Genomic DNA, 12,199 nt, shown 5'->3' with positions numbered 1-12,199 from the left:
GGCCCGCATGCCCGCCCCCACTCCCATCAATCTGATCCTGATCGTGCTCACCGTGCTGGTGTCGTGGGCCGCGTTCAACAACCGCAAGCTGGCCGACCGGCTGATCCTGTGGCCACCGGCGATCGACCGGCACCGGCAGTACGACCGGCTGGTGACCTACGGCTTCATCCATGCCGATTTCGGCCACCTGCTGTTCAACATGATCACGCTGTACTTCTTCGGCGGGCCGATCGAGACGCTGATGGAGCGGCTGACCGGCAGCATGCTGACCTATCCGCTGTTCTACCTGGCGGCGCTGGTGGTCTCGATCCTGCCCAGCTACCTGAAGAACCAGAAGAACCCGAACTACCTGAGCCTGGGCGCGTCCGGCGCGGTGTCGGCGGTGCTGTTCGCCTACATCCTGCTGTCGCCGTGGACCATCATCCTGGTGCTGTTCATTCCGGCGCCGGCGATCATCTACGCGGTGTTCTACGTGGGCTACAGCCTGTGGATGGACCGCCGCGGCGGCGACCGCATCAACCACAGCGCGCACCTGGCCGGCGCGGCGTTCGGGGTGATGTTCCTGCTGATCATGGAGCCGTCGGTGCTGCAGCACTTCCTGGGGCAGCTGATGAATCCCAGGTTCGGCTGACGGGGCCGGACGGGCGCAGCGCGCCGCAGACCGGACTGCCGCCGTGCATCGGCAAGGCGCTGCAAGCGGGGCCGCGGTTGCCTGCAAGGCCGATGGCGTATCGGTCGCGGGCCGCCTCGGCGGCCGGCGCGCGGGACCAGGACCCGGCGCGGCGGGTCCTGGCGATGCGGACGCCGTGCGGCGTCCGCGCGCGGATCAGGCCGCGGCCGCTTCCTGGCCGCGCAGCTGCACCTGGGCGCTGCCGATGCTGGAGCGGTCGTAGGCCTGGGCCAGGCGGCTGTAGACCTCGCTGTTGAGCTGTTCGAACTCCCAGCCCTGGGTGTGGCCGCTGACCGCCAGCTGGTACAGCCCTTCCAGCAACGAAGCGTCGTGGTCGCCGGCGTGGCCGTTTTCGGTATCGCTCATGGTGTGCCCCCTGTTCGAGTCTCGTGGCGGAACCTGCAATACCCATGCCAGGTTCTTGCAGGCGTCCATCGACGGTAGCGGCCGCGGCGGCCGGGACTTTAGCGTCCGTCCGCCCGCGACGGGCCTCAGGCCGGAAGTGACGCGCCGCGTCGGCCGCAGGTGACGCGGCGGGGCGGGGCGGCTTCACATGGCCGCGTCATGGCCGTGGCGAAAATGCGTCGTCCGCCTGCGAGTGCCGCCATGAATCCGTCGTCCGCCCCGCTGATCCACCACGATCCGCAGCAAAAGCGCTTCGCGCTGACCCTAGACGGCCACGAGGCGGAGCTGGGCTACGTGCGCGAGCCGGGGCGGCTGATCATCACCCATACCGGCGTGCCCGGGCCGCTGGAGGGCCGCGGCCTGGCCGCCGCGCTGGTGGCCGCGGCGCTGGACCATGCGCGGGCCGAGGGGCTCAAGGTGGTGCCGGCCTGTTCCTATGCCGCGGCCTACCTGCAGCGCCACCCGGAATACGCCGGGTTGCTCGAATGAGCATGCGCGGGGCCTGCGGTGGCGCGATAATCCTTTCTTTCCAACGATGCGGTACACGGGGGCAGTGGACGTGAGGTACACGGTGAAGGCGCGGCAGGGAACGAGAGTGGCGGTGGCGGCATTGGCCTTGGCGCTGGGCGTGGCCGCGTGCCAGCGCGAGGCCGCCGCGCCCGCGCCGGCGCCGGCGCCGGCGGCGAGCGCGGCACCGGAGCCGGCGCCGGTCGCCGCGCCCGCCGCGCCGGCGCCGGTGGAACTGAAGGACGTGATCGAGCGCACTCCCAGCTACGTGGTCGGCATCAGCTATCCGCCGATGGTCGACAAGTACCCGGGCCTGGCCGAAGCGGTGGGCCAGTACGCGCAGGCGGCGCGCGGCGAACTGATGGAGGCGGTCGGCGGACTGGGCAACGATCGCCCGCGCGCGCCGTACGAACTGTCGCTGCAGTTCCAGGAACTGTTGGACACGCCGACGCTGGTGGCGGTGGCCGCCGACGGCAGCCGCTACACCGGCGGTGCGCACGGCGAGCCGCTGGTGGCGCGCTTCGTGTGGCTGCCGCAACAGCAGCGCATGCTGACCGCCGAGGCGCTGATTCCCGATCCCAAGGGCTGGGCGCCGGTGGCGGCCTATGTGGCCGCGCAGCTGCGCCAGGCAGTGGCCGCGCGCGCCGACGCCGAGCAGCTGCCGCCGGAGGATCGCGACGAAATGGTGCGCAGCGCCGACAAGATGATCGCCGAAGGCACCGAGCCGCAGGCGCAGAACTTCAGCCAGTTCCAGCCGCTGGTCGATGCCGCCGGCAAGATCGTGGCGCTGCGCTTCGTGTTCCCGCCGTACCAGGTGGGGCCGTATTCCGACGGCACGCAGACCGTGGACGTCCCGGCCAGCGTGCTGCGTGCGCAGGTGGCGCCGGAGTACGCGGAGCTGTTCGTCTCGTAGCGGGCGCGGGATGGCAGGGCCGCTGCAGCGTCGTGTCGTCGAACTTCTGGCCGGCGCCGACGTGCGTATCGGCGGCGGCCGCGCCCAGGACATCGTCGTGCACGACCGGCGCTTCTACGCGCGGGTGCTGGCGCACGGCTCGCTGGGCCTGGGCGAAAGCTACATGGACGGCTGGTGGGACGCCGGCGCGCTGGACCGGACGCTGGCGCAGCTGATCGGCGCGGACCTGGAACGCCGCGTGCGCGGCGTGGGCGACCTGTGGCGGGCGCTGTGCGCGCGCGTGTTCAACCTGCAGCGCGGCCGCCGCAGCTATGCGGTGGGGCGCCGCCACTACGACCTGGGCAACGACCTGTACCAGGCGATGCTGGGCCGCCGGCTGGTCTACAGTTGCGGCTACTGGCGCCAGGCAGCGGATCTGGACGCGGCGCAGGAGGCGAAGCTGGACCTGGTGTGCCGCAAGCTGCGGCTGCGGCCCGGCATGCGCGTGCTCGACATCGGTTGCGGCTGGGGCGAGGCGTTGAAGTTCGCCGCGCAACGCTACGGCGTGCACGGCGTGGGCATCACCGTGTCCGCCGAGCAGGCCGGATTCGCGCGGCAGCTGTGCGCCGGGTTGCCGCTGGAGTTCCGCCTGCAGGACTACCGCGAGCTGGACGAACGCTACGACGCGGTGTTCTCGATCGGCATGTTCGAGCACGTGGGCGAGAAGAACTACCGCGACTATTTCGACGTGGTCCGGCGCTGCCTGGCGCCGGACGGCCTGTTCCTGCTGCACAGCATCGGCGGCAACGTGTCGCGGCGGCGCACCGACCCGTGGATCGCGCGCTACATCTTTCCCAACTCGATGCTGCCGTCGGCCAGGCAGCTCGGCGCGGCGCTGGAAGGGCGCTTCGTGATCGAGGACTGGCACAATTTCGGCGCCGACTACGACCGCACGCTGCAGGCCTGGCGCGACAACATCGAGCGCGCCTGGCCGCGGCTGGGCGAGCGCTACGACGAGCGCTTCCGCCGGATGTGGCGCTTCTACCTGGCCGCTTCGATGGCCAGCTTCCGCGTGCGCCGCGCGCAGCTGTGGCAGCTGGTGCTGTCGCCACGGGGCGTGCCCGGCGGCTACGTGGCCCCGCGCTAGCGCGGCGGCGCGGACGAAATGCCGGCGGGCTCCGCGTTCGGTGCAGGCGAACGGAGGAGACGTCCTGGCGAATTTCGATCCAGACAGGCGCCACACGCTTGGCTTGTTGCGAATGCTCAGGCTCAGCATGCAAAGCGCGGCAGAGCGCGCTGGCGCCGCGCCGCAAGGATAGGAGCGGCGGCGGCTGGTGCATCTCTGACATGCGTGGATTCTTTGCTGGCGATCGCATGCATCGCCGCCACAGAACGGCCGGGCGGGAGCGAACGATCAAGGCGGAGGGGTGAGGGCGCCTGCGTTGACCGAGCCGTCCTTCAATCAGTCCGGCATCTTCCCGGCCAGATCGGCGCGCGTCAGCTCCAGGCCGTCGGCATGCCTTGCGAGCGATGCGTCGGTCTTCGCCTCGATCGACTGGATCCAGCGGAAGAACCCGACGGTGAGCGCTTCCTCGGCCTCGCCCATCTCGAAGATTCCGTTGTCCGCATGCGAGGTCTGCACGATCTCGATGAGCGCCACGAGCGCCGGCAGGTCGGCCTCGATGTCGGCCAGGTCCAGCGCCTGGATGTCGCGGATCAGCTTCAGCTCCTCGTCAAGCGAAGAGACGGTGGGCCGCTTTGCCGCGGCGTCCAGCAATTCTTTGGGGGTCATGGCACCAGAAAGGCGTGTTGATGAGCGGAAAAGAGAACGCCCGGCAGTGCCGGGCGTCCGTCCGTGTCAGCGGCGGGGACCGGACGCGGTCAGCGCTTCTCGTCCTGGGTCGGGATCTGCCCGTCGGAAGTCACGTCGAGCCCGCGCTTCTTCAGCAACGGCTCGATCTTCGGCGCATGCCCGGCGAAGTCCTGGAACAGCTGCATCGCATCGACGCTGCCGCCGCGCGACAGCAGCGTCTGCCGGAAGCGGTCGCCGTTGGCGCGGCTCAGCCCGCCGTGCTCGCGGAACCATTCCTGGGTGTTGGCGTCGAGCACCTCCGACCAGATGTAGGCGTAGTAGCCGGCCGCGTAGCCGCCCATGATGTGGCTGAAGTACGGCGTGCGGTAGCGCGGCGGCACCGGCGCGTAGGCGATGCCGTCGGCGGCCAGCGCCTTGGCTTCGAACTCCATCACCCCGGCGGCCGGCGGCACCTGGCCGACCGCCAGCTGGTGCCAGCGCTGGTCCAGCATCGCCGCGCCCAGGTATTCGGTGGTGGCGAAGCCCTGGTTGAACTTGGACGCGGCGATCACCTTGTCCAGCAGCGCCTGCGGCATCGGCTCGCCGCTCTGGTAGTGCTTGGCGTAGTGCTTGAGGATCGACGGATAGTCGGCCCACATCTCGTTGACCTGCGACGGGAACTCGACGAAGTCGCGCGGCACGCTGGTGCCGGAGAAGTAGGGGTACTTCACGTTCGAGAACATGCCGTGCAGCGCATGGCCGAATTCGTGGAAGGTGGTGGTGACCTCGTCCCAGGTCAGCAGCGTCGGCTGGCCGGCGGGCGGCTTGGGGATGTTGAGGTGGTTGGCGACCACCGGCTTGAACCCGGTCAGCGCCGACTGCGACACGTAGGAGTTCATCCACGCGCCGCCGCGCTTGGATTCGCGCGCGTACATGTCGGCGATGAAGATCGCCAGCTGGCTGCCGTCGGCGTCGAACACGTCGTAGACCAGCAGGTCGTCGCGGTAGGTCGGCAGGTCGGTGCGCTGCTTGAAGGTCAGCCCGTACTCCTGGTTGGCGGCGTAGAACACGCCGTTCTCCAGCACGTTCTTCAGCTCGAAGTACGGCTTGAGCTGCGCTTCGTCGAAGTTGAACTTGGCCTGGCGCACCTTCTCGCTGTAGTAGGCCCAGTCCCAGGCCTCGAGCTTGAAGCTGGGCTGGCCGGCCGCCTTCTGTTCCTGGTCGATCATCGCCTGCAGGTCGGCGGCCTCGCGCTTGGCGTTGGCCACCGCGGCCGGCGCCAGCTTGCCGAGCATCGCGTTGACCGCTTCGGGGGTCTTGGCGGTCTGGTCTTCCAGCGAATAGGTCGCGTGGTTCGGATAGCCCAGCAGCTTGGCGCGCTCGGCGCGCAGGCTCATGATCCGCGACACCAGCGCGGTGTTGTCGTACTGGCCGCCGCGGCTGCCGCGCGTCACCGAGGCCTGGTAGATCTTCTGCCGCAGCGCGCGGTCCTTGAGCTGGCTCAGCGGCGGCTGGCCGGTGGTGTTGAGCAGCGCGATCACGTACTTGCCGTCGAGCTTGCGCGCCTTGGCCGCTTCGGCCGCGGCGGCGATCTGCGCCTCGGACAGGCCGTCGAGCTGCTTGACGTCGTCGACCACCACCGCCGAGGCGTTGACCTCGTTGAGCACGTTCTGGCTGAACTGGGTGCCCAGGCTCGCCAGCTCGGCGTTCATCGCCTTCAGCTTGGCCTTGTCGGCGTCGGACAGCTTGGCGCCGTCGCGGACGAAATCGCTGTAGTACTTCTCCACCAGGCGCAGGCCCTGCGCATCCAGGCCGAGCTGCTTGCGGGTGTCGTAGAGCTTCTGGATGCGCGCGAACAGCTTGCCGTTGAGCGAGATCGCGTCGCGGTGCGCGGCGAACTTGCCGGAATAGTCGGCCTGCAGCTTTTTGCGCGTGTCGTTGGTGTCGGCGCCGACCAGGTTGAAGAACACGGTGGTCGCGCGGTCGAGCACCTGCCCGCTCTTTTCCAGCGCGATGATGGTGTTGTCGAAACTGGGCGCGGCCGGATCGTTGGCGATCGCCTCCACTTCCTTCAGCTGCTGCGCCATGCCGGTGTCGAAGGCCGGTGCGAAGTCGCTGTCGCGGATCTTGTCGAACTGCGGGTAGTGCAGCGGCAGCGGGCTCTGCGCGAAGAACGGGTTGGCCTGGGCGGCCGGCTGCGCGGCGGCGGGCGTGGCGGCGTCGGAAAAGGCAGGCATGGCGAGTCCCAGCGTGGCGGCGAGGGCAAGAGCGAGGCGGGTGGTCATCAAGAACGGTCCAGCAATGGGTGGAAGTCCCAAGGCTACCGCAGCGGCGCTGGCGCGGCCCGTGACTAAAGCCATGGCCGGCGGTGCGGGCGCGGCGGCCGGGGGCGGGCCTGGCTCACAGCAGCGTGTCGTACTGGCGCACGATCCACGACAGCCGGTACAGCAGCGCGGCGACCACGAATGCGGCATGGTAGGCGCGGTTGCGGGTGGCCATGGCGATCGCGCAGCCGGCCATCATCGCGCCGCTGTACAGGTACAGCTCCGGGCCGAAACTGCGGAAATAGCCGGCGCCCTTGAGCCAGGTGTCGGCCAGGTCGAACCCGCAGGCCAGCGTCAGCAGGCCGAAGAACCAGCGCCGGCGCGAGTCGTAGTAGTCGCGCCAGGTCGGGTAGTCGGACAGGTCCTCGGGGAACGCCAGCGCGCACAGCAGGTACAGCAGCAGCGCGTACAAGGTGACGAACAGATACAGCTCGAAGGTCCACTGGCGCACGCCGGCCAGGCGGAACTCCCACCACCAGAAGTGCAGCAGGTACACGAACAGGTAGGTCGCCCACAGCAGGTGCACCGCATACACCGGCTTGTGCCGCGGGCGTTCGATGATCCGGGCGAAATTCCGCAGCAGGTGGGTCAGGCCCAGGCCCATCACCATGCCCAGCAGCACGCGTACGTGCAGGTACAGGTCGGTGACGGTTTCCGGCGGCGGGGCGGGCAGCGGCATGCGCCGATTGTGTTGGCGCCGCAGCGCACCGGCAAGTGGCGCGCGCTATTGCCTTTGCCCAGGGCAACGGGTCTTATAGCGGACGCAGCGCAATCCCCCGCATCCCCTCTAGACGGCGGCCATCGGCCGCGGGAGACGTCGATGAAATCGGTACTCGGCTGTTGCATCGTGATGTGCGCGGCGCTGGCGGCGCCTGCAGGGTCGGCGCAGACGTTGCGCTATGTGGCGCTGGTCGACGGCGGCAAGCAGGCCGGGCAGCAGACGGTCAGCACCGGCGAGGACGGAGTCACCCGCGTGGATTACGTATTCAAGGACAACGGCCGCGGCCCGGAGCTGAAGGAGCAATACACGCTCGCCGAGGACGGCACGTTCGCTTCGTATCAGGTGCAGGGCACCTCGACCTTCGGTGCGCCGGTGAACGAGCGATTCACCCGCGATGGCAATCGGGTGCAGTGGAAGACCACCTCCGACCAGGGCCAACAGACGCTCGCCGGCAGCGCGCAGTACTGGCCGCTGGGCGGCACGCCGGCGTCGACCTCGGCAGCGGTGACCGCGCTGACCCGGCGCGCCGACGGCAAGCTGCCGCTGATCCCGAGCGGCACGCTGACCATGCGCAAGCTGGTGCAGGCGCAGGTGGGCAAGGGCGGTGCGGCGCGGCAGGTGCAACTGGTGGCGCTCACCGGCGTCGGCTTCACCCCCACCTTCGCCTGGCTCACCACCGATGCGGCGCCGCGGCTGTTCGCGTTCATCGCGCCGGGCTGGCTGCAGCTGATCGAGACCGGCTACGAAAGCGACGCGGCGGCACTGGAGGCCGCGCAGAAGCAGGCCGAGGCCACGGCCCTGGTCGAGCTGCAGCGCAAGCTGGCGCATCGCCTGCCGGGCACCACGCTGATCCGCAACGCACGCGTGTTCGACAGCGAGCGCGCCACGCTGGGCGCGGCGGCGGACGTGCTGGTGCGCGACGGCACGATCGTGTCGGTGGGCGCCGCCGGCACCGGCGGCGCCGATGCGCAGCAAGTGATCGACGCGCAGGGCCGGGTGCTGTTGCCGGGACTGTTCGACATGCACGGCCATGTCGGGCGCTGGGACGGCGGCCTGCACCTGGCCGCCGGCGTCACCACGGTGCGCGACATGGGCAACGACAACGCCACGCTGCAGCAGGTGATGCAGGAAGAGCGCGCCGGGCAGCTGCTGATGCCGAGCCTGGTCGCCTGCGGCTTCCTCGAAGGCGAAAGCCCGATGTCGGCGCGCAATGGGTTCGTGGTCAGCACCCAGGCGCAGGCCGACGCGGCGGTGGACTGGTACGCGGCGAACGGCTACGCCGGGGTCAAGATCTACAATTCGTTCCCGCAGGCGCTGCTGCGCGACACCGCGGCGCGCGCGCACGCCAAGGGCCTGCGCGTGAGCGGCCACATTCCCGTGCACATGCTCGCGCACGAGGCGGTGGAGCAGGGTTACGACGAGATCCAGCACATCAACCAGGTGCTGCTGAACTTCTACGCCACCCACGAGACCGACACGCGCACGCTGGAGCGCTTCTACCTGCCGGCCAAGCGCACCGCCGACCTGGATTTCGATTCTGCGCCGGTGCGCCAGTTCGTGCAGGAACTGGCCAGGCGCCAGATCGTGATCGACGCGACCGTGGCCACCTTCGATTTCATCCGCCAGCGTCCGGGCGAACTGTCGCAGGCCTACGCCGCGGTCGCCTCGCACCTGCCGCCGGACGTGCAGCGCGGCCTGCGCGCGGCCGAGTTCGACATTCCCGACGACGCCAGCGCCGCGCTGTACAACCGTTCCTACGAGAAGATGGTCGCCTTCGTCGGCCGCCTGTACCAGGCCGGCGTGCCGCTGGTGGCCGGCACCGACGCCACTCCCGGCTTCACCCTGCAGCGCGAGCTGGAACTGTACGTGCAGGCCGGGCTGACCCCGTCGCAGGCGCTGCAGGTGGCGACCTGGAACGGCGCCAAGTACTCGCGCACGCTGGACAGCCGCGGTTCGATCACCCCGGGCAAGCGCGCCGACCTGATCCTGGTCGACGGCGACCCGACCCGCGACATCGGCGACCTGCGCAAGGTCGCGCTGGTGCTCAAGCAGGGCACGGCGTACTACCCGAGCGAGGTCTACGCCGCGCTGGGCATCGAACCGTTCGCCGCGCCCGTGCGCATCGTCGCCGCCGAGGATTGAATGAGCACGCCGACCACCGCCTACGACTTCACCGCCACCGACATCGATGGCCGCCCGCAGCCGCTGGCCGACTACACCGGCCAGGTGCTGCTGATCGTCAATGTCGCGTCCAAGTGCGGCTTCACCCCGCAATACGAGGGGCTGGAAGCGCTGTGGCGCCGCTATCGCGAGCGCGGCCTGGTGGTGCTCGGCTTCCCCTGCGACCAGTTCGGCCACCAGGAGCCGGGCAGCGCCGACGAGATCAAGCAGTTCTGCACGCTGACCTACGAGGTGGGCTTCCCGCTGTTCGCCAAGGTGCAGGTCAACGGCCAGGCCGCGCATCCGCTGTGGCAGTGGCTCAAGCAGCAGCGCTCGGGGCTGCTGGGCATCGCCGCGATCAAGTGGAACTTCAGCAAGTTCCTGGTCGGACGCGACGGCCAGGTGCTGGCGCGCTACGCGCCGACCGACACGCCCGAGTCGCTGGCCGGCGATATCGAGCGCGCGCTGGGCTGAGCGCAATGGGTAGTAGGCGATGCGGCCCTTCTTTGTGTGGGAGGGGCTTCAGCCCCGACGCCTTACCTGCAAAGCGTCGGGGCTGAAGCCCCTCCCACAAGGGATCGCCCGCGATATGTCTGCAACGCGTGAGCACCCGTTTCCGCGCCGCGCTACTTCTCGACGAACGCGCGCTCGAACACGTAGTGGCCGGGCGTGCCGATCCGCGACGAGGCGACGAAGCCGCGCGCGTCCAGCGTCTGCCGCAGGTCGGCCAGCATCTGCGGGCTGCCGCAGATCATCGCGCGGTCGTGCTCCGGGTCCAGCGGCGGCAGGCCGAGAGTCCGCTGCATCTGCCCGTTTTCGATCAGTTCGGTCAGGCGCCCGCGGTTGGCGAAATCCTCGCGCGTGACCGCCGGGTAGTACAGCAGCTTGTCGCGGATCGTCTCGCCAAGGAACTCGTGCTGCGGCAGGTCCTTCTCGAAGTAGTCGCGGTAGGCCAGGTCCTTCTCGAAGCGCACGCCGTGGGTGAGGATCACCTTGTCGAAGCGCTCGTAGGTTTCCGGGTCCTTGATCACCGACAGCCACGGCGCCAGGCCGGTGCCGGTGCCGAGCAGGTACAGGTGCCGGCCCGGGTGCAGGTCGCTGATCAGCAGCGTGCCGGTGGGCTTCTTGCCGACCAGCACCGGATCGCCCGGCTTGATGTGCTGCAGGCGCGAGGTCAGCGGGCCGTCCGGCACCTTGATGCTGAAGAACTCGAGCCGCTCCTCCCAGTTGGCGCTGGCGATCGAATAGGCGCGCAGCAGCGGCCGCGTCTCGGTTTCCAGCCCGATCATCACGAACTGGCCGTTGTCGAAGCGGAAACCTTCGTTGCGGGTGGTGGTGAAGCTGAAGTAGTCGTCCGTCCAGTGACGGACCTCAAGCACCGTTTCGGCGCCAAAAGCGGAAGACATGCCGTTAATCGCGTGGGAGGAGGGATGCGCCTAGTTTAGCTCAAATGAGATTTGCTCTCATTAACCGAGCCCCGCAGCGGCGCGGGGCGGCGATTCTAGCGCGCCCGGGCGGGCGGCTGCAGCCGCAGCAGCTTGCCGTCCGGCTCGTCGGTGACCACGTACAGCTGCCCGTCGGCGCCGGCGCGCACGTCGCGCACGCGTTGCCCCAGTTCGCCGAGCAGGCGTTCCTCGGCCACGATGCGATCGCCGTCCAGGCTCAGCCGGATCAGGTTGCGCTCGGCCAGCGAGCCCAGGAACAGGCTGTCGTTCCAGGCGCTGCCGGGCTGGCCGACCAGAAACGCCATGCCGCTCAGGCCCGGCGACTTGGCCCAGACATGGTGCGGCGGCTCGGTGCCGTCCACGCGCTTGCCCTGCGCCTCGGCGATCGGCTGGCCGGAGTAGTCGATGCCGTCGGTGGCCAGCGGCCAGCCGTAGTTCCTGCCCGGCTGCGGCAGGTTCAGCTCGTCGCCGCCGCGCGGGCCGTGCTCGCTCTGCCACAGGATGCCGGTGCGCGGATCGAAGGCCAGGCCCTGCGCGTTGCGGTGGCCGTAGCTCCAGATCTCCGCGCGCGCGTCGCTGCGGCCGACGAAGGGATTGTCGGCCGGCACGCCGCCGTCCAGGTTCAGCCGCACCAGCTTGCCCTGCAGCTTGTCCAGCTGCTGCGCCAGCGGCCTGAGCGTGCGCTCGCCCTGGCTGACAAACAGATGGCCGTGGCCGTCGAACGCCAGCCGCGAGCCGAAATGGTTCTCGGTGTCCACCTTCGGCTGCTGCTGGTAGATCCGGCGCACGTCGTTCAGCGCCGTGCCGTCCGCGCTCAGCGTGGCCAGCGCCACCGCGGTGCCCGACAGCGCGCCTTCGGGTTCGGCATAGCTGAGGTAGATCCGGCGGCTGCGGGCGAAGTCCGGGGCCGGCACCACGTCGAGCAGGCCGCCCTGGCCGCGCGCCATCACCGCCGGCACGCCGCGGATCGGCGCCGATACCTGGCCGTCGGCGCCGATCCGGCGCAGCGTGCCGCCGCGTTCGCTGACCAGCAGGTCGCCGCCGGGCAGCGGCGCCACCGCCCACGGATGGGCCAGGCCGCGCGCGATCTCGGCGACCTGGTACGGCCCGGCGCTGCTGTCGAAGGTGCGCACCGGCGCCTGCGCGAGCGCGTGCGCGCGCGGCTCGGCGGCTTGGTCGCCGGCGTCGCGGCCGCAGCCGCACAGCGCCAGCAGCAGGATCCAGGCGGCGGTGCCGCGCGGCGGGACGACGGGCGGGAAGGGCAGGGTCATCGCGATGCCTCG

General features: G+C 69.7%; 11 protein-coding genes and 1 pseudogene. 6 read left to right on the top strand and 6 right to left on the bottom strand.

Annotated features, from left to right (window positions below; all coding sequences use genetic code 11):
• The first annotated feature begins 7 nt into the window (after nucleotides 1-7).
• Nucleotides 8-631: a rhomboid family intramembrane serine protease gene (locus JR065_RS00625; protein ID WP_206231376.1), complete on the top strand. Its 624-nt coding sequence runs from the start codon at nucleotides 8-10 to the stop codon at nucleotides 629-631.
• A gap of 195 nt (nucleotides 632-826) precedes the next feature.
• Here the strand turns inward: JR065_RS00625 and JR065_RS00620 are convergent, their stop codons facing one another.
• On the bottom strand, nucleotides 827-1,036 hold the full coding sequence (locus tag JR065_RS00620) for a hypothetical protein (protein ID WP_206231375.1): 210 nt from the start codon (nucleotides 1,034-1,036) through the stop codon (nucleotides 827-829).
• A 240-nt stretch (nucleotides 1,037-1,276) separates the two neighbouring features.
• Between JR065_RS00620 and JR065_RS00615 the strand changes: the two genes are divergently transcribed.
• The 3 genes from JR065_RS00615 to cfa are packed head-to-tail and all read left to right on the top strand — an operon-like array spanning nucleotide 1,277 to nucleotide 3,621.
• Nucleotides 1,277-1,564 (top strand): GNAT family N-acetyltransferase, encoded by a 288-nt coding sequence (locus tag JR065_RS00615; RefSeq protein WP_206231374.1) that lies wholly within the window; start codon nucleotides 1,277-1,279, stop codon nucleotides 1,562-1,564.
• A gap of 46 nt (nucleotides 1,565-1,610) precedes the next feature.
• Nucleotides 1,611-2,495: a DUF3298 and DUF4163 domain-containing protein gene (locus tag JR065_RS00610; protein ID WP_206231373.1), complete on the top strand. Its 885-nt coding sequence runs from the start codon at nucleotides 1,611-1,613 to the stop codon at nucleotides 2,493-2,495.
• Between the two features lie 10 nt (nucleotides 2,496-2,505).
• Nucleotides 2,506-3,621, top strand: coding sequence for a cyclopropane fatty acyl phospholipid synthase (gene cfa, locus JR065_RS00605; protein WP_206231372.1), 1,116 nt, complete (start codon nucleotides 2,506-2,508; stop codon nucleotides 3,619-3,621).
• Between the two features lie 315 nt (nucleotides 3,622-3,936).
• Here the strand turns inward: cfa and JR065_RS00600 are convergent, their stop codons facing one another.
• The 3 genes from JR065_RS00600 to JR065_RS00590 all read right to left on the bottom strand — a co-directional run bounded on the left by JR065_RS00600 (nucleotide 3,937) and on the right by JR065_RS00590 (nucleotide 7,269).
• Nucleotides 3,937-4,251 (bottom strand): hypothetical protein, encoded by a 315-nt coding sequence (locus JR065_RS00600; protein WP_206231371.1) that lies wholly within the window; start codon nucleotides 4,249-4,251, stop codon nucleotides 3,937-3,939.
• Between the two features lie 104 nt (nucleotides 4,252-4,355).
• Complete coding sequence (locus JR065_RS00595) at nucleotides 4,356-6,551, bottom strand: M3 family metallopeptidase (RefSeq protein WP_206231370.1); 2,196 nt, start codon at nucleotides 6,549-6,551, stop codon at nucleotides 4,356-4,358.
• Between the two features lie 115 nt (nucleotides 6,552-6,666).
• Nucleotides 6,667-7,269, bottom strand: a complete 603-nt coding sequence (locus JR065_RS00590; RefSeq protein WP_206231369.1) for a hypothetical protein — start codon at nucleotides 7,267-7,269, stop codon at nucleotides 6,667-6,669.
• A 141-nt stretch (nucleotides 7,270-7,410) separates the two neighbouring features.
• Here JR065_RS00590 and JR065_RS00585 point away from each other — a divergent pair.
• Nucleotides 7,411-9,354: pseudogene (locus tag JR065_RS00585) on the top strand (amidohydrolase family protein); the annotation flags it as partial.
• 99 nt (nucleotides 9,355-9,453) lie between these two features.
• On the top strand, nucleotides 9,454-9,945 hold the full coding sequence (locus tag JR065_RS00580; RefSeq protein ID WP_206231367.1) for a glutathione peroxidase: 492 nt from the start codon (nucleotides 9,454-9,456) through the stop codon (nucleotides 9,943-9,945).
• Nucleotides 9,946-10,097: 152 nt separating this feature from the next.
• Here JR065_RS00580 and JR065_RS00575 read toward each other — a convergent pair whose 3' ends face one another.
• Together JR065_RS00575 and JR065_RS00570 are read right to left on the bottom strand one after the other, a co-directional pair.
• Nucleotides 10,098-10,877, bottom strand: coding sequence for a ferredoxin--NADP reductase (locus tag JR065_RS00575; protein ID WP_206231366.1), 780 nt, complete (start codon nucleotides 10,875-10,877; stop codon nucleotides 10,098-10,100).
• 95 nt (nucleotides 10,878-10,972) lie between these two features.
• Nucleotides 10,973-12,187 (bottom strand): PQQ-dependent sugar dehydrogenase, encoded by a 1,215-nt coding sequence (locus JR065_RS00570; protein ID WP_206231365.1) that lies wholly within the window; start codon nucleotides 12,185-12,187, stop codon nucleotides 10,973-10,975.
• Nucleotides 12,188-12,199 lie beyond the last annotated feature (12 nt).

It is taken from the genome of Xanthomonas sp. (genome assembly GCF_017163755.1).
In the GTDB taxonomy this organism is placed as follows: Bacteria; Pseudomonadota; Gammaproteobacteria; order Xanthomonadales; family Xanthomonadaceae; genus Xanthomonas_A.
Note: the sequence above shows the minus strand (reverse complement) of the source record. Positions and strands in the feature narration are given on the sequence as shown.